This window comes from Flavobacterium sp. KMS, from assembly GCF_000813005.1.
Taxonomy (GTDB): Bacteria; Bacteroidota; Bacteroidia; order Flavobacteriales; family Flavobacteriaceae; genus Flavobacterium.
Window position 1 is genome coordinate 42,249 of record NZ_JSYP01000028.1, and the last position, 20,096, is coordinate 62,344.

Genomic DNA, 20,096 nt, shown 5'->3' on the forward strand with positions numbered 1-20,096 from the left:
ATGAAAAAAACAAACAAAATAGTATTATTACTTTTCATAATAGCTAGTCTTCCCACTTATGGGCAAGAATTACAACTAGCACCAACTAGCCAATATTTAGCAGATAATCCGTATGTTATTGCTGGAGCCTACGCAGGTATTGGTGAATTTTATAAAATACGTCTTACTGGCGAAACACAATGGTTAGGAGTAGAAGATGCACCACAAACACAATCATTATCCTTTGATGCCAGAATTGCAGACCGCTCAGGCATTGGTGCCATTTTTTTTAATGATAAAAATAGGAATACTTCTCAAAAGGGAGGACAGTTAACTTATGCTCATCATATTACTTTATCAGAGTTTAATAATCAGTATTTGTCATTTGGGCTCTCTTATAAGTTTACGAATTTTAATATTGATATATCCGACATTAACACATCTGATCCGAGTGTCCAGTCTTATAATGTGAATAACTCAAATTTTGATTTAAGCTTTTTATATCGTTTAGAAAATTTTTTCGTCAGTTTCAATGCGGTTAATATTTTAAATAAATCAGTAAAACCTACAATCTTAAAAGAGCCAATGAATATTAGAAACTATTATTTATATACAGGATTTCTTTTAAAAAATAAATTTACTTCTATAGAATATGAACCATCTATTCTATATCAAATATACGAAAGTGATGGTCGGTCAAGTCTTGATCTTAACCTTAAGATTCGGAAAATGACTGATGAAAATTATATTTGGGGAGGTATAAACTTACGATTGTTAGCCGATCAATCATTTAAGCCTAATTCAATCGCACCCTTAGTAGGATTCAGACAAAATAAGTTTTATGCCGCTTACTCCTTTAATATTAGTTTAAATCAACTTCAAAATCATAACTCAGGAACACATATGTTAACTATTGGATTTGATTTTAAGAATAGATCAAGTAACTGTAGTTGTGTAAATTAAGATTCTATTACTTATATAACTTTCTGTTTTTCAGATTCAAAGCTTTTAAAGTCTAAGTGATTTTATATGCTCCTTTTTATAAATCGATGGTATTAAGAGTTTTTGAAACAAAAAAACCTCCAAAATTATTTAATCTTGGAGGTTCACTTTTTTATAAAAAACTAACGCCAGCCCAATTCTGGAGCAATATATTTTAATATAGCCGACAGTATATGTACATTGTAGTCAACACCCAATGTGTTGGGTATGGTCAACAGCACCGTATCGGCTTCCTGAATAGCTTCATCCTGTGCCAATTCTGCAATGAGTTTCTCTGGCTCAGCAGCATAACTCTTTCCGAAGATTGCTCGTTTATCTCTCTCAATATTACCAAAACTATCTGATCCTTTACCCTGATCTCCAAAGTAGTATTTGTCCTGATCATTAACCAGTGCAAAAATAGAACGGCTTACCGAAACTCGTGCCTCGTACTTATGTCCTGCTTTTTTCCAGGCTTCTTTATATAACCTGATCTGTTCGGCCTGTTGAACATGGAAAGGTTTACCATTTTCGTCATACTTCAGGGTAGAACTTTGCAGGTGCATCCCGTTTTCGGCCGCCCAAATTGCAGTAGCATTAGAGGCTGCTCCCCACCAGATTCGTTCTCGTAAACCTTCAGAATGTGGTTCAAGGCGCAATAAACCTGGTGGATTTGGGAACATCGGATATGGGTTTGGCTCAGCAAATCCCACACCGTTTAACTTATCTAAAAACTCCAAAGCTTTCTTGCGTCCCATATCAGCATCTGTTTCACCTTCCATGGGTTCATAACCAAAAGAACGCCAACCATCAATGACCTGTTCCGGCGATCCTCTGCTGATTCCTAATTGCAAACGTCCTCCCGAAATTAAGTCTGCAGCACCAGCATCTTCCACCATATATAACGGATTTTCATACCGCATATCGATTACTCCTGTCCCAATCTCTATTTTACTCGTTTTAGCACCAATGGCCGAAAGTAAAGGAAAAGGCGATGCCAGCTGTGTAGCAAAATGATGCACTCGAAAATAAGCGCCGTCCAGACCAATTTCCTCAGCAGCCACTGCCAAATCAATAGATTGAAGCAGTGTATCAGCAGCAGTACGAGTTTGATAGGAAGGATGATTGGCCCAATGCCCAAACGATAAAAATCCTATTTTCTTCATAGATAGCATTATTATAATTTATAATTCCAAATATACGCATCATTATCGAGTGAGTCTACAGCCTTTTTATAGAAAGTGTTTATTGGAGCTCCTCCCCTTATTTACTATAAAAAAATTAAATCTTTTGTAGTGATGCCATTTTATGATGGTTAAATTATAAGGTTCTGTCGGATTGCTATTTTGGAAAACAAACGTTTACTATAAACTCTGGCAGTACTGATATTTGAGCCACTTTTATCAATATTTATTATATCTGGTTTACAATTATTCTCAATTACCTTTATTTAAAATATCTAAACACCCATCCTCTGTCTTTGCTTAGTCAACAAAAAAAGTCAATTATATTGTGGGGCATAGTCAACTAAATATAGAATCATTTAACTTTAAAAACCATATTTCACTATCATTATCAATTCCTCCAATTTTAATTTATCGACTTCTTCAACAGATAGGCTAAATGGAATATTAAGTTTAATATCCGAGTTGATGCCACGACACATATTCAATTCATTGACTTTAGAAAGATCTATTGTTTCGGTTTCATCAATATTAAGTACAAAACTAACTGGATTGTCTTTGACTTTTGCCAAGAACATAACTTGTTCAATATGTACTGAATTAATAGACTGTGCCAAATAAGGCAATCGTACTTTGTCAATATTCAACTCAACTGTTCCTGATTTTTTTAATAAATGCCATTCATTAGCCATATCATGCTTCATGTTTAATGCCAAATGGAGACCAGTTTCGTTCAATTGTTGTTTAATATTTTCCAATTGTTTAAATACGGTCTTTGTAGCGTTTAGTTTTAATCGTTCTCCACCTTCGTTGGATGTATATCTAATATGTACTATAACATCGGTAACTGTTCCATAGTCAAATTGACGAATCTCTGGTAATTCAAGACGCCATTTACTAACAACACCAGCACCTTCAAATGGCATGTAACGTTCGTCTTTAAAATTCAATTCAAACATACCGCTATCATTTTGACCTGTACTGGTTGCAATAGCATTAATTGGTATTCGGTATGTACTGAAACGATCATCTGTATCATCTGTAATCTCCTCATATGTCTTACCTCCGATCGCATTATTTCTGAATTTATTTTCCAACAGACTAAATTTGGCATTGACACCTGTATAAGGTCCAGCAATACATGGTAATGATACTGATACCGATTTAATACGACGCTTATATTGCCCCGGATAATCCATATCAAATAATACTTCGGGTATTTCAAACTCGCACTTGCCTGTTTCCTTAAGCTGAATAAGTGCCAATGGGCTTAATAAACATAAAGAAACATGTTTTGTGATTTCATAATCATAACCTCGTTCGTTCTGATAAGCGGCTTCCATTTGTTTTAATCCAACATAAAGTTGTTCTCCAGCGAGTAAGCCCTCTCGTCCAGCATCCCAATAGCCTGATTGTATGAAATTGGAATTGCTTATACCTCGTTCAAAGCGATATACTTTTTCTGCTTTTTTGGACAGCTCATGTGCCAAACTATATACCTGATGGTACAATGTTTTAAGACTGCCGCGCATCCAGGTATACAATTCTTCATTAGTATATTTATTTTTTAAAAAATCTTCTATTTCCAGTGCATTATCGATCATTTTTTGTTGGTTGGTAATTTCCTGATTGGCAATGGCAATACGAATTTTTTGAGCTGTTATTTGCTTGTCTATTTGTTTCAATTCATAACCAGCAGAATTAGCTTGCATAACTCGTTCTTGTAAAGCACGTTTGAAATTCCCTTTTTTACCTGCTGATGAAGACTGATAAGAAAGATGATCAGCGTAAATTCGTAAACCTCTAGCAACCGCTGATGTAGCATTCGCCAAATTAGGGAAACCCCAAGATACAGCAACTCCTACTCCTAAAGGTGTTCCGTGACCATTTATCGTTGGTAATGCATGAAAAACCGAAGCCAATGTCTCTACTACTCCAATACCAGTTTGCCAATCGGCAGCAGCACTGGCCTTATCCATATCTTCTTTCTCAAAAGGTATGAGTTTCAATCCGCTTTCATCCACAGGTGCTTCTATGCTATTGACAATTTCAGCAAATTCAGCATCCAATCCCGGTACTTTGCCTAAGTCCTCTCCTATTAATTTTAGGTAATACTTCATGCGATGTTCTGGGCTTTTACGATTCTGTTCCAGACCATCCATATTTTTCTGTGCCTCTTCCAGTTGCAATTTTTTAATTTCCATTACCAGATTGTGCATCGCATTTTCATGTCTGGAACGGATAAGTGCAATGGCTTCATTATCTTTTTTCTCGATTACGGAAAGCAAAGCATTTCCCATAGATTTTAATTCTCCACACAATTCCAATGCTTTTTGGAGTAAATAGTAAAAACGATAGTTAGGCATTGGAGTATTCAAATCATTTATTACCGAGGCAATGCTCAATCCTTGCGCTGCAGCTTTTACCAATAATGCTGGATCAATTGGTGGTTCAAACAATGGTAATTTTCGGAATACTCCTTCGATATTTTCACAATGACGTATTTTATATAATCTATCGGCAATCGTATCCCAATAGCCCATAAGTTTAGGATTGTTCGGGATACAGAAATAAAGTGAAGAAGCTAAACCGTATATATTTGCAAACGCCAATTCGCCATTTACTGCACCAATAGGTAAGGTAGTTTGATTGCTGAATGGAGCTGCTAATTCCAACTCTACCATGGCATTCCCAAAAGCATCCCATTTGTCTAATAAACCAATATAGGTTTGCGGTTTTGTAATACCGCGCTTAGGAATAATCATAGGGCGAGGTCCCATAATATGCATGGCTAAAATATACAATTGTGTAGCCTGATTAATACTTTCAATAGTGTCTTGTCGGAATAGATAATCCCCCCACGCTACTAAATTATCGATATATTTCATTACGACCCATTTCATGTATGCCACCGGACGGTTACGGGCTACCAAGTGTGGCATAAAAGGTTTGTTACGCCATTCGTTAATGGTTTGATCAGCCTTATTAGGTTTCAGATTATTGAAAATGCTTTCTAAAACTCTTTGACTATTTGTTTCTTTGAATGGCGCAAATTGCCAAAAGCGTTTATCATCAGAACCTTCGGCAATAGGATTAAACACAAAATGATACCATTTCATGGCTTCTTCAAATTGTTGTGATTTACTTAATGCATCTGCCAACATCATTGGTGTATGCAGAAACAGTTCCCAATTGTATAAAGAATAAGGGCGTTTGAGCTCATTGTATATTTCGGGTGTACTTGCATCTCCATCATGGTCATATTTACCAAAAGCATCATCTTTATCAACTATTTTTAGATTACAATTAAAAAATTCTTCCAGTTTCCCTGAATTAATTTTACCCATTAGTTTATGTGTAAAAGAATGATGGAATTTTAACGTATTTGAACTTCCATAATCCCAAACTAAATTTTCTTTTGATGATTCTTCATTAAAATAAAAATCAAGATGACGTGCAAAAGTTGGACTGTTAAGCTGCCATGAATACATTTTCCCGTCTGACTGATTAAAATGATCAATTGGAATTGGTACAGTTCCTATCGCTGATCCTACTTTTATGGTATTCCCTTCAAATTTAAATGCACCAAAATAACCACCATCAGCATCTTTAAGATCATCTACATTAATTAGTATTTTATCATCACTTATAATAGGAATGAATTTAAAAAATGGAATATCATGATTACTATCTTTAGGACTTGTAGCCAAAACATCTTTGCTCAATTGTTTCTGTGTCCATTTACCATTTCGGTACTCACTCCATGCCATTTTTATTTCAAAATATTCTACAGGCAAATTACTGTTAACTGTTGTATCTCCAAGAGTTTTCATTGAATCGTTACCAGTCTTAGCTGGCTTTACTTTTTTTGCAATCTGAGGAAAGAAAATCAGCAAGCGTTCATTCCATACCACAGGCGTTAAAAAGCAACCATTATCTGTAACTTTCCCAGTTGCATCTTCTACATCATAACCTGGTATATCTACCTGCATTTTTTCCCAAGGATACCAATTCATTTCATCTAGGGCCAAATAACGGTAATAATAAAAATAAGGAGCATTGCGGGTGCGGGAAAACACATGTAATTTTGCTCCTTCATTCCATTTTTCGGATGTTTTTTCGCCGTCAATATACAAGCTTACTACTTCCATATTAGCCACTTCATCAACTTTATAGAGATAGGATTTTAACGCATCAATAACATTTTGCTTGTTGATGTCTTTTTGCAGTAATTCTCCCTCTAATTCTTTAAAAAATGGGCTCTTATCATCTCGTAGATTGCTTTCAATCCAATTTTCGGGATATAAGAAAACTTTACGATTAGCTTCCCAAACGCGGTAACGCTGCATCCAGTCCCAACGTTCTCTATCTAATATATCTGGCGCAATTCCGCTGTATTCTTCTTCCAATCCCAAGAAACAACGCTGTATAAATAATTGTACTGATGATAAAGCCTGTTTGATACGTGAAGTTTCCATGCAAGCATCCATCTGAACATCTATCAGAAAATATTCAAATAGGCTATCTGCATCTGCTACCCCCCAATCTATTAATGTTTGTTGTTGCAACAAAAATCCAATTAAGGCTTCTTTCTGGTTGTTACGCAATTTATCGCTCAATGGTTTTACAGCCTGTTCCCAATCGGTTTGATTGTATTTGGCACGAATTGCATTTTTTATACTATCGGCAATTATCCTGCATTTATTGAATTTAGAAGTAGGAATTGCCCATTCAAAAAGCAAATCGATATCTACACTTATCTTATCGGCAACAGCCAGAGCTGACTGCAGTTTTAATAGATTTTTTTCGTTGTTGTAATCTTGTAGTTGTGTTATATTGAAATGATTTGGTGCAATCAATTTATCAATTCGTTGTTTTTTCCATGTTGTGAGTTCCGCAATTTTACCGCTCAATAATGTGCCATCAGATAATGGATTGTAAGTCCAGTTCCAAAAATCAAGTATATTGAATTCAGATTCTGGTAAAGAGTTTCGCAATCTGGTATATCCCTCTAAACGCAACCAATGAATTAGTGTTAATTTATTAAAATCCAGATTATCAAAATGAACTTTGTTTTTTTCCAGAAACTGAATTTCATCTGCACTCAAATCAAAACCAGTAACCAGCATGGCCACTTTTTTTAATGCAATTAATGCGGGCTCGCATTGCTGTGAGGCAAAGTCGGGAATTAATGCCGATGACGGAACAGCTGTAATAGCAGAGGCAGTTGTTTTCCAATAGATCTTTTTTAATTCGACACCAGTAGTTAATAATTTATATAATTTACCAGATTGGAGCACAATATCAGTACTCCACCATTCATTTGTAGGGTCTTCCTGAACAGTAAAACTCAATGTTGTTCCATCAATACTGAGTATAGGTAGGACATTGCTCTCTTTAATAACAAAAGTATATGTTGCAGTTGTTGAAGGAATTAGGTATCCGTTCCAATTGCTTTCAACAGGCTTACTACTTTCTTTTATTTTTTCAAAAATACTGAATAACGAAACTGGTATATTGCCTATTTTTAGTATATCAGTAATCAATATATCAGTAATATTAGGTTGTAAACCTACTATGCCAGACAAAGTGTTTACAATAAAACGATGACTCAGTTCCTGACGCAGATAAGGCATGAAAATTTCTAAAAAGGCTATTCTTTTTTGTGGAGCTGTATTAATATCAGGATCTCCATCAAGTATTTTATCAATAGGAAAACTTATGTCACCTGCTTTAATTATTATTTCTAATGCTTCTTTTTGAGCGTCTGTTTTTGTTTTTTCAGTCTCAAAAATTTTAGACAATAATTCTTTGAATTGCTTGTTTTGCTGTTTTTCAACCCTAATCAATGCAGATATCCACTCTGGGTCGTTACTGATTGCTTTATAATCAATGCTTTCAGCTTCGGTTAAGATCCCTGTGATTTGGATACTACCATTCATTTTATCATATTTTAATTTATTCTGAAGTGTTTTATCTTCTCCTAGAATGAACGCTATGTTTTTAGGAGCATTGGTTATAAATACATTTGTACCATTCAATATACCGATGACTTTTTCTACAATATCCGTTTCAAAAAGCAAACTTGCTTTAGCTCTTACAAATTCTGACGTTGCTTTTTCTTTGAGATTAATTTGTTCTAATGCTGCATTACCTATTTTATCATCAGGCTTCAAATCCTGTTGAGTTTCGTCGATTGTGTTTAATCCATCGTATATGGATTTTGCTAAAATTAAAATTGATTTCTGTGTAGGTTTAAACGGTTTTTTAATATCATCAAAATCTCTAATGATATAATTGAGTTCTTGTGGTGTAAAGCCTGCATCATCTATTTTAGATAGATTCTCTATAAATTCAAGTGTACTGTATGCATCATTAAATATAGTACCTAATAAAGGAACGATATCCATAAATGCAGGAATCTTGTAGCCCAGAACTTTTGAGAGCAATCGGTAGCGATATAGTGTTGAGAGGTTACTGATAGTCATTTCATCTGTCATTGCTGTTGCCTGCATGACAGTTTGCAAATCATCGGCTGTATAATTTAGAGCCGCCATTAATACCGGAAAATGTTCGGAAATTGTAGTATTTACAGTAAGATAATTGCCATTTGCATTGGCCTTAAATACCTTATCGATTCCTAGTACATTGTGTGTTAAGAAAAGTTTTTTGTAGAGCGAATTTTCTCCTGCTGTGCTAATATCTGTCCAAAAAGAAAGTAATTTTATTACTTCAATTCCTGTTTTATCCAATAGTTTTTTTACGGCTACCAATTGATGTAGTAAGGTTGTTGAAATAGCATAATCATGATGACATTCTTCGCTACAATCATCGCAATCACATTCATCACAATCTGAAGTATTACACTCATCACCACAATCATCACAAATAGAATCATCCTCGCTTACATCGTCTTCATTATCTACTGATTTTTGGATGCTTAATCCAATAATTGCTTTATCAATTTCATCAATTGTCCAATCTAATTTTCTCCACAAGCGTATAAAACGATGTATACGATCATATTCGTCAACAGTCAGCGGTGTTCCGTCTAAATGCTGCAATAGCGCCGTATTTAAATCGCAACTGTCTTTTTGTTCCAGAAAAATGAGATATACTTCTCCGTCTATTATTAAGAATACGCCTTTTTCGCCCTTGTCCCCTACAAATTTTATTTGCTCCCAACTTTTAGGATCTGTTTCTCCATTATCAATCAAAAAAGTAACTTTTCCTGTTTTTTTATCAATTTGCCCAAGTGGAAGTTTTTCTTTTGCTGTATCATAAAGTATTTTACAATTTTCAACCCTTATGCTGAAGTCATTATCAAATAAACTATTATTATTCGCAAACAGTATTTCCCCGTTCACGCATCCTCTACCGCTTTCTATGACTATCATTTTGCCTATTTTCTCAAAATGGCATTTCACCCAACAAATAATATCTTTATCGCTTATTTCGACTTTATCTTTGCATGTATCAGGGCAGCTTAGTGCTTTTTTGTTGGTTAATACTTCAATCTGATCTATAATCATTGGCAATAAATCAGCAAATTTTTCCAATTTTACCAAATCTTCCGCCATTTTATCCATGCCGTATTTTTTGGCATAGTTTTGTAAAAATCGATAGCTAAAATGCAGGCTTTCCGTTATGTTTTTTGATTTTCCTTTGGGTAAAAACGGGTTGATAAATTGTGTTTTAAGTAAATCAACAAGGTTGAAATAATCAATTCCTGTGCGTCGTAAAAATTCTTTTTTGATTAATGTGAGTCCGTTATCGCTCAACATTGTTGCATCATTATCATAGCCATAATATTCACCTACTGATTTTACACCAATCAGTTCTTGATATTCTGAATCTGTGAATGTTTTATTTTTGAGCTTATTCATCAGGGCTTTACTTTCAAAGCATTCCTTTGTGAGTATGATATATTCTTCTTTAGTAATATTTAAAAATTCAGAATCAGATGCCCTGTCTAAAACCTCATCTTTTAATTGAGTTAATTCGGCATTGTTACTACTATTGTTTTTTCGGAATGTATCTATTACTTCATAACGACTTGTTCCTAAATAATCCAGATATATTCTTGTGGCATCAATGGGCTGATGGTATGGTAGTGTAAATGGATATACTTCATTTTTCAGGATGCAATACGCCTGATATTCTGTATGCTGTGGTTCTGCAAGTAACTCACTGCTGGTTTCATCGGCTACATTAAAAGGCTTTAAATGTTTGAATGCCACATAACTTTCCATGACTTCATTGGCCAAATCTACATAAGGTAAAATGGTGTTGGTATTTTTGCAAGTCAATTCCAGACAACCTAAATCTGGACGACGATTGAATAATTTTTCTAATGGAGTTCCGGAAATATTTTTAGGGTTGGATTTTATGGCAACATCTTCCGTGGCATCAGGATCAAGATTGTTGTTGCGCAAATACTGTAATAACTCTACATAATATGCCGCGGCACTGTAGACGGAAGTACATTCGCCACATTCGCAAATATCTGCATCGCCAAAAAGCATATCCCATGTTAAATTATTTTTTTCTATAATCTCTTTTGTAGCTTCTTCTGGAGAATATATAATGGTATTACTCTCTGTCTTCATTGCTCCCAGCCCCTTTTTTATTTCAGCCCCATTACCCAGGCGCACGCTTCTGTCAATCATGTCAATACCAGTATTCTGACTGGCTTCTTTTAAGGCAATTAAAGCGTGTTCATTACGTACACGTAAATGCTGCGCATTGGTATGAATTTGCAACAATACGTTTTCATCCAATCCTTTACCACTCATTGCGGTTTTGAATTGCGCAGGTGGCACGTTTGAAATTTGAAATGCAGTATGAATTTTGGCATCGTACAAAACCGGAATAGCATCGGCTATGGGACTAATAGCAACAATTCTTTGTAACGTTTTTAATTCTGTTTGAACAGGTTGTTGTAATTCGACCGGGATTTTTTTGAATTCCTTATTATTTTTGAATACTTCATATATCGAAGTGGTTCTGATATTAAAATCTGGATTTTTTTCTAATAATGTAGCAACTTTTGTTCCTACAGCAGTATTTAACACTGTTACTTGTGGGTCTTTTATCATGTTTACGACAACCGCAGTGGGTTCAAACTCAAAAAGCTTATGATGCAAATCAATGGCAAATGCTTTTTTATCATCGTTTGATGTTGCCGGTGAACTACTTTTTACTTTTTGGATAAAAGCCTCTTTATTAAAATTTAAAGCAATATCACGCATCGAAAGTAACTTATCATCTTTCTGAAAAAGCTCAACAACCGCTTTATTATCATTACTCCATTTAGACAAGTAGTGTGTAAACTCAAGATTCTTAACCAGTATTGGTGTAAAACTTTTGTCTTTGGATAGTTCACTTTTTACCTCATCCCAATTGCCATGATGTATTTTATAAATAGCATCGAATGCTTTGAGTTGGTTTCCGGCTTTTAAATCGAATTTAAAAAAATTGAGTTTATTTTTATTTGGATCTTGGTTGTCAGATTGTGTTGCCATGATATTGTTATTATATGTTTCTGAATCGGTTATTGCTTTCTCTCCATTTCCTGCAGCACTTTAAGCAAAGCTGGTTTTGCATAAGCCCAATTATGGCATTTAAAACTGCGAAGGTTTTCAATAGCGGTTTTACATTTAAAGCAATGTAGATTTGCTATAGCTCTTGGAACTTCAATATTTACAAATTTGGTTTCGCCAAGAATAACTTGTGCAATCATTTCTTTAGCATGAATGCTATCTACTGCGGAGGAAACAATATCTAGCCAATTGATTTCGCGTCTGCATTTTGGACATTTTTTATTATCTCCACTTACCCAAAGCGGGGCACCAATTGTTTTGTCCGGCATACCTAATAATTTTTCTATTATGCGAACATCTTCGTCTTTTGTTATCCATTTTTGCTTTCCCGGTAATGAAGAGGGAGAATCATATACTGCCTGAAATATTTTGTCATTTACGGGTAGTGTATTTTGATGTGTTTTTTTGTCGTTTGTAGGTTTCATAATTTTCAACTTTTTAAAATTATTCTCTAATTTTTCCTAAATTATTGGACTTAGCAGAAATACTTTGATGTGACATGGAGTGTAAATCCATGCTATCGAAAAAACCAAAACTTTAGAATTTTGACAGTTTTATAAAATCAGTTATTTGAAGCGATTATGTCAATCAACCCCAATAATTTTCATTTCTATATCCCGAATCACCTCATTACACTGAGCACAAGCATGACCTTTACGTTGACTAAACCATCTGCATTTTGACCGAATTGGGCAATCCTGTAACTGTATAGACTCTTCATTCCCTATGATATCAATCAATTGATCAACCAGACCACATTCTTTTGAAGTACCATTCCATTGATTACAACCAGATTTAGAACAATTGCCAGCAAATCTGAATCTTTTTTCGGGTTCTCTTCCTTTGTAAGCTTCTTCAATAAAATCCTGATTGATTTCAATGGGACTTTTTAGATAATTAATGAAGCCGTTTTCATTTACAATACCATAAAGTTTTGCACCTGGTTTAACGGCATAACTAGGACAATAACTATTGTCGTTATCTTTATTGTTTTCCATTTCTTTATTTTTTAAATGACAATTATAAGTTGCTAAAATTCATAATTATGAATTTTAGCAACCTTGATAACATTATTTTGGGATCTCAGATGGGAAGTTTGGGAAACCTCCAATCCAGAAACCTGCTAGTTGTCCTCTTTTCCATAAATCTTCCCAGCCGGGCTTTCCTGTAAATCTCCTACTGATTTTTATGTCGCCTTCAAAATCTATTCCCGCGATTTCCTTTAAAACAAGGCTTTTTATACCTTCTTCAATTCTTTTCTTCTGATCTTTAGATAAATCAAGCCCTTCTAAGGATACTAAGAAGATCGATTCTTCATCACTTTTTTTCTTTGCTGTCATAATTTAAAATTTTAAATGGTTAAAAAATATTGTGTTAAAAGTCTATGGTCATGAGACTCCTTTTATCTTCTTAATTCATTGTTTTATATTTTTTGTACTCCATTTTTATTTAACTCTAATTATTGAAGATATTTTTCATGAGAGCACAGATTGCAGCTCTGTGCTCTCGCGATGTGTATTTATAACTAATTTTTAAATATCTATTCTTTCTATTTTACCCCCTGTAATAAGATTTTCAATCCCTTCCCGAATATCATTTCCTGCTAGAAATAATTCTTGATCAAGAACATATATTTTACCGTATTCATCAACTGCAAGAAAAAAATAACCTTCATTAACCTCACCAAGAGGACATAAAGAAACACCTAGCGCATCCGAAAATTCGATAAACCTGTCTTCTTCGCAATTAGCCAGAATAGGTAGAAACTGAATAGTACATTTGGCCATAAATTTTCCTTTACCTTTTTTATAATCGCCTATTCTTAAATTACCAAATTCATTTAGTATTTTTAGAGCAGCATCATGAAAATGGTATCTCTTTGGAAGTTTTACTTTATCTAATACTCTTCTGTTTTCATTCCATCCTGAATCCAACAGCATCTTAATCGATTCTTCTGAAAATGGTGTATCCATATTAAAATTTTATTATCTTTCTTATTCAGCTCGAAGTGCTCTACCGACAACTCCGCCACGCAATTGATCAACAAATCTTCGAGTAACTCCCATTACTGCATTCGCATCTACTACGTTATGCATAGGAAGTAGTTGTTCACATGTGGGACAAGCTGGTATAGGAAGTCCATGATTAGCATTTCCAGCACTACGAACGAGTGCACTAGCCGAAACACTACCTCTTAATTCAGAACCTGCCTCAATTAATTCAGTAAGAGATTGAGGCTCGGCGCATCTTGCATGCCCGACTCCAGTTCTACCACCAGCAGCTATTGTATCTAAGTTTCCTTGAACACCATTATCCAAAACTGGATTTGCCCTTCTCATACTACCAGCTACACTAACATTTCCATCTGTTGTTGCAATTGCTCCCACTGTTTGAGGTCTCGTACTACCAGATAAACCTTGCACTGCATTTGCATGTTCTATTACTGCTGCTCTTGCTGCTAATACTCGTCTTGCTGCATCACCTCCTCTACCTGGAATAAGTGATGCAGCTCTTGTTCCTACACCTTCAGCACCTTGCTGTAATGCATTAAGAGACCTATTAATGGCTTGAGCAGGTCTTGCTACCTGTCTTCCAACTGCTGTAACTACTCTACCTGTAGTTGAACTAGCAATACGTTGACCTGTTGAAGATATGGCTCTCCCAACTGTAGATGTTGCCACTCGTTGGGCTGTGGTTCTCGCGGCTCCAATTGCAGCAGCACCAACAGTTGTACTAGCGCCCGCCCCTATAGCTGCTGCCAATAGAGGGACAGCACCGCCAATTATTCCTCCAACAACTGCTCCTGCTGCTGCACCTTTGCCACCCTCACTCAATATTCTACCACCATCATAACGTTCATTTCCTAAACCTAAAGCACTATGATGTACAGTTTGACGTGTAGCTTCACCTGCCAAACCTCCCGCCAAACCTCCTACAGTACCTGCAACTGCTCCAACTGCAGCTCCAGTTATCACGGCTCCCGTTAAGCCGGTTGCCCCAGCTGATGCAACTGCTGCTGCTATTACTGGTCCAGCTGCCCCAGCTGTTGCGACTGTAAGAACTGTACCAACCACTACTACCGCTGTTATAACCGCAACCTCTCTCCAACCCCATTGTCCTGTAGGATCAGTTGTGTTAATTGGATTATTCCGTACATAGATATAAACATTCACCCCATCTCCAATCCCAACGGGGTCACTACTCAACCACCTTCCCAACCAGGGCAAATAATATCGTGCGCTATGATATTCTAATCCCGTTTCTTCATCACGCTCCATACCTGTATAACGATAGCGTTTAGCTGCCGCTTTAATAGATGCATTTATAGCTTGATATGCGGTTGTTCCAAAGGGATGATACTCTTCGTAAGAGATAATATCACCAGTTTCATTAAGTTCTAAAGCAGAAGATCCTAAATGATTATGTAACTGGTAACGTGTAGTAAATTCAGTCGATGTTCTGCCAAAGGGAATACCCAAAATATATTTAGGTTTAGTTTCCATATCTATCATTACAAAACGATGTCCTCCATCCATCAAACTCAAACTGATTCTCTCTAATCCGGCATCGGCACCACTATGGCTTTTATATAATTCGTAACCTGAATTATAAATACGTTCGTTTTTTAATGTGGGGATTTCTCCCTCATTGGCAGTATTCTCGGTTATTTTTCTGATGCGTTCTCCCTGTCCGTCGTATTGATAATAAGTAGTTTCTGGTGTACCGCCATCAGTCCGTTTTTGCTTAATGGTCTTAATTAATTCTTCTTTATAATTCCAACCCATTTCCTGTAAATGAGGTAATGTGGTTATAAAACCGTGCTGCGCATGATGTGGGTACGTAAACATTTCACCACCTACCTGTGTCATTTTCAATCGATTATTACTGGTTTCATAAGTATAATCGCGTGTCCAATTATTACCAGCTGCAACATGTTTCATCTGCATCATATTTCCCACTTTATCGTAACGATAATTTTGAGTGTAATTTCGAATAGCCATTGGGTCACTAGGATTTAATTGGTGCATAAAAGGAGCATCATTCCAATTGTCTTGGCCATTTATCGTTAGTGCAGCATTATTTTCTCTTCCGCTTGCTGCTATTAATCGATATAATGCGTCATAGGTATATTCTGAAATACCTGTTACTTTTTGGTTGTTAAAAAATACAACAGGTATATTTCTGTCTTCTATATGAGTAAGATTTCCAATAGGATCGTATGTATAATAACAATTCTGCAATAGCTCATTATTCTGACGTTTACTTTCCAATCGTTTAATATGGAACGTTTCTTTATCGTAATAAAATTTAGTGGTTACATTATTTCCGTAAACAATTTTATTCCGTTGGCCTTTTTCATTGTAATCAATATTCTTGATATAGGTATTTGCCTGTACTTTATCAGGATGCAACACACTCTCACTATCTAATAAACCTGCCTCGTTATAAAAAGGAGTAATAACACTACCGTCAGGTGCAATTTGCTTGATAATACGTCCCAATGCATCGGTATCTGTAATAAAAGTGAAAGATTGATTTTCTAAATCATCGACTAAATTATCATCGATCCAATTGGCGACTTCTTTATATTTTTTAAAAAGTGTTCTTTTTGTACTTGTTGATTTTCCTTGAAAGTTATAGCTGGGTGTTTCTATTACGCCACCCGTATCATAATGCTTCCAAATCTTTCCTTTTAAATTTTTAAGGAGGGCATCAGGCTGTTCTTCTCCATAAATTATTTTATCAAATATGTGATTTAAGGCGACTACTTCATCTCCACCTAAAACCATGCTGTAAAGGGGTCTGTGCAGTGTGTCATAAAAATATTGAAACTCATATTCTCGTTCGTCCCAAGTGCGTAACGGTTTACCCAAAATATTTATTAATAACCAACGTTGCCCAGCATCCATACTTTGCTGGTATACTTTGTTCCCCAACATGTCATATTTGTACTCCATGACCGCATTAAATCGTGCGTCGATTACTGAATGCAAATTGCCTTCGGTGTCTAATTTTAATCGTGTATATTGTAATTCGTCAATGCTTGTTACTGCATTTTTATTGTTTTCTACAGATAGAATTGGTCTTCCTAAGGTGTCATAATACTGAACGCTGGGAGTATCTGCGTGCTTTTCGGCTTTTAATGCCGCTTGTTGTTCTTTTAAGTCATTGATAAACTCTGGATGTGCAATATTGGTTCTTTTTTTATACCATTCACTTTCCAATACACAATCGTTAGGATCATACATACTTACTTTCCAACTATCAAAAATAACTTTTGACAATGTACCGTTTGGCATTTCTGTTTTTATCAATCGTCCAACTGCATCGTAATACATGATGGCTGTTACTCCGGTTTCAACCAATTCTTTTAGATCTTCAAACTGATGCGTTGTCGAAAAATAAGGTTCATATTGTTTTACAGCATTACCTTTGTTGTTTTTGATGGTTCTGCCGTTGCCAATCCAACGAAGTTGTTTAGGTAGACTTGCTGATGTATCTGTTTCCGAAATAGTAATCGTATTATCCGGGAGCACAATAACATTTTTGGCAAGTCCAGGTTCTGCCTGTACTTTCTTCATTATTACTTCTCCTAAACCATTAGAGTATTCAAAGCCGATTTGAACAGGTGAATTGTTGTTTTGTTTATAATGTTGCTCTCTACTTATTGACGCTACTACAGCAGGTTTACCAGAATTGATATAAGTATCAAAATCATAGACAAATCTTGACGTTGCTTTATTCAATAAGTCTTTCCCAATATTGGTTAAATCTACAGAATCGGAAGCCTGAAAGAAGTTATTAATCAATAGTGATTCGGCTGCATCTGTTATTTCGGTTAAATCGGTCAATTCATCCGCTTCATTTCCCTTACCCATTATTGCAACAGCTTTTATCAAACCTAATTCATCTGTTATTACTTCTGATAAGTTGGTATTTATATCACTCATCCGCTGAGGCGATAGTGTTCGGAAATTAAATAAATCCACTTTAACCATGTTCCCTATTGCGTCTTCGGTTTCTTCTATAAACAGAAAATAATTCCCATAGTATTTTACTTTTGTTAGGGCTCCATAAGGATCTGTGTAAGATATTGGTACATAAAATCTTTTGCTTGCATCTATCACAGCTTCTACATCTGCTAGAAATTGTATCGTACCAGAACGTACCCACCAATTGGCATCTTCTAAACCACTTTCATTTAATGCGTGAGTAAACTTGCCTTCTAACATTAAATTTTGAAGTGCCCAATCATCTGTTTTTTCATGGTAAATATGTTGCAATAAATCGGGAGTATATGCTAACTGATAACTCTCAAACGGCATGGCTAAGGATTCTAATTTATACAAAGCCAAGGCACTTTTTAAATCATTGCTTCTGTAAATCGTTTTGGTGTGTTCTATCAATCGCTTTTGCGATAAACCAGGGGTTGTTGGTTTATCTATTTCATGATATAAAGCTGTTGCTGATTTTACTTCGGTGAGTATTTCATTAAAATCATTGGGTATATAAAATGCATTTGCTTTTGGTACATTTTTTAGTTCATATGTTTTTGCCTCTGAAGGCAATCGCAATCGAAGTGTATCAGCATTAATGACATCATTTGTAAACTGATTTTGTGTATAGATAATAACAGTTTTATTTTGCTCTTGCTGTGTTTCGACAGGAAGAGTTACATCAGTTAACAATCGCGGGTAGACAACCGCAGCAGACTCTAATACATTGCCGTATTTATCTAGCTTAATGTTTAAATTATGAGCAATTCGTGGATCTTCAGGGTTGCGTTCGTAGTTATAAGTTATAGCTTCATTTTCTTTAACTATAAAAATGGCATGTTTGTTTTTTCCTTTGGGCTGTAGTAATTCAATAACATAATTATGTGAAGCTACAGAAAAAGGAATAAGCTCTTTTCTTTTTGCTTCTGCTGTGTTTTCAAAATTAATAGCATCTTTTGCAAAAATTTCAGAGCGTAAACTCATGCCTTTACAGGCTCGGAGTGCCTCACACCATTCTTGAGCAGAAAGGTGATTAAGTATAGTTGGTTGAACCTCGGGAGCGGCTATCAATCGGGCATCTTGCAGGGGAATTTCATGATGAATAACATCAAATCCATTGCGAGACATTTCTTCATACCAGTATTCTTTCGAAAATTGAGTCAGAATTTTATCCTTTTCTAAAAAAGCCCCGGTATGATTCCAGGTTTTAGAAACGACTGGCTCCTGATGCAATGATTTTTCTACAATGTTAGTGGCATTACTCTTTTTCCAATGTTCAAAACTCTCGGCATCAATTTGTTCTACCATGCCAAAACCTCTGAACTCCATTTCTGAATGATCATAATAGCCATGATGGTATTTGTATTCGCTTACAAATTTGTAGCCTGATATTTTATCTTCGGTGGTGGTTTTGGAAACACAATGTACGGGGAAATGCAATTTAGTTATCCAAGGCTTTCCTGCCAACTTATCTTCGATGTAAAATTTAGTCGAGGGTGTATATTCTAATGATACTTCTTTCCCAAAATTGTTTTTATAGGAAACCATGATGTGTGGTTTCTTACTGTTCATTAGGTCAATATACTTTAATGGAGAGGAAGTGTTTTTTGATAATATGCTGGACCATACAATACACGCAACGCCATTGCCTAATAAATCGGTTACAGTAATTTTAGCATGGGAATCGATTTCTGGAAAGGAGTCTATCTCAAACGGAGTTGTACTAAAACGGTTGCCACTTAGGTTTTTCCAGCAAGTAAATTTGTTTTTACCCAAATAGATGATGTCTGTTGTTCCAGAACCATCAATATCTGCGAGTTTTATAAAGGAAGGGTTAAAATCGTTCTCACTATCAAAAATTGGTGGATTATCCAATGCTACTTTTGCACCAAATTTTCCGTAACCCATATTTGGCCAATAACAGATCTCATCATTTCGAATCCTTAAAATGTCTGTCATACCATCACCTGACATATCTGCTAGATAAATTGTTTGCTTTGCATCGGCAAAAACAATATGCGGGCCAGCTTCTTCGTCAAACGATTTAGATGTTCTTTGTGCAGCTGAAAAACCATTTCTACCTTCAGAAGCATACCATGTAAAAACCTGATCTTCTGAAATAACTACTTCGGGTTTTCCATCACCATTCAGATCCAGCATTCGAGTATTGGGATTGTTAAAATCAATATTTGGAATCGCCTTAAACGAGCGAAATCCCTGCCATGCATTATCGTCATCCAATTCAAAATAACCTTTAGGTTCGGTATTGAAACTGACTAGTTGTTTACCACCGTCTGCATCTAAATCTACTAGTTGCATCCTACTACCCAATCCTGAAAAAGCAGGTTTAGGGG

General features: G+C 35.6%; 8 protein-coding genes. 1 reads left to right on the forward strand and 7 read right to left on the reverse strand.

What is annotated here, in order from left to right; translation table 11 throughout:
* On the forward strand, nt 1–942 hold the full coding sequence (locus tag OA93_RS21815) for a type IX secretion system membrane protein PorP/SprF (RefSeq protein ID WP_039116220.1): 942 nt from the start codon (nt 1–3) through the stop codon (nt 940–942).
* A gap of 161 nt (nt 943–1,103) precedes the next feature.
* Here OA93_RS21815 and OA93_RS21820 read toward each other — a convergent pair whose 3' ends face one another.
* The 7 genes from OA93_RS21820 to OA93_RS21850 all read right to left on the reverse strand — a co-directional run bounded on the left by OA93_RS21820 (nt 1,104) and on the right by OA93_RS21850 (nt 20,061).
* Nucleotides 1,104–2,126 (reverse strand): LLM class flavin-dependent oxidoreductase, encoded by a 1,023-nt coding sequence (locus OA93_RS21820; RefSeq protein ID WP_039116221.1) that lies wholly within the window; start codon nt 2,124–2,126, stop codon nt 1,104–1,106.
* 383 nt (nt 2,127–2,509) lie between these two features.
* Nucleotides 2,510–11,668, reverse strand: coding sequence for a neuraminidase-like domain-containing protein (locus OA93_RS21825; protein WP_039116222.1), 9,159 nt, complete (start codon nt 11,666–11,668; stop codon nt 2,510–2,512).
* A 29-nt stretch (nt 11,669–11,697) separates the two neighbouring features.
* The gene (locus OA93_RS21830) at nt 11,698–12,171 is read right to left on the reverse strand and encodes a hypothetical protein (protein ID WP_039116223.1); all 474 of its coding nucleotides are present in this window, start codon (nt 12,169–12,171) and stop codon (nt 11,698–11,700) included.
* 159 nt (nt 12,172–12,330) lie between these two features.
* The gene (locus OA93_RS24295; protein ID WP_052250017.1) at nt 12,331–12,744 is read right to left on the reverse strand and encodes a hypothetical protein; all 414 of its coding nucleotides are present in this window, start codon (nt 12,742–12,744) and stop codon (nt 12,331–12,333) included.
* Nucleotides 12,745–12,816: 72 nt separating this feature from the next.
* Nucleotides 12,817–13,086 (reverse strand): hypothetical protein, encoded by a 270-nt coding sequence (locus OA93_RS21840; protein WP_039116224.1) that lies wholly within the window; start codon nt 13,084–13,086, stop codon nt 12,817–12,819.
* Between the two features lie 192 nt (nt 13,087–13,278).
* The gene (locus OA93_RS24300) at nt 13,279–13,719 is read right to left on the reverse strand and encodes an SUKH-3 domain-containing protein (protein ID WP_052259567.1); all 441 of its coding nucleotides are present in this window, start codon (nt 13,717–13,719) and stop codon (nt 13,279–13,281) included.
* Between the two features lie 21 nt (nt 13,720–13,740).
* Nucleotides 13,741–20,061 (reverse strand): toxin TcdB middle/N-terminal domain-containing protein, encoded by a 6,321-nt coding sequence (locus OA93_RS21850; protein WP_052259568.1) that lies wholly within the window; start codon nt 20,059–20,061, stop codon nt 13,741–13,743.
* Nucleotides 20,062–20,096 lie beyond the last annotated feature (35 nt).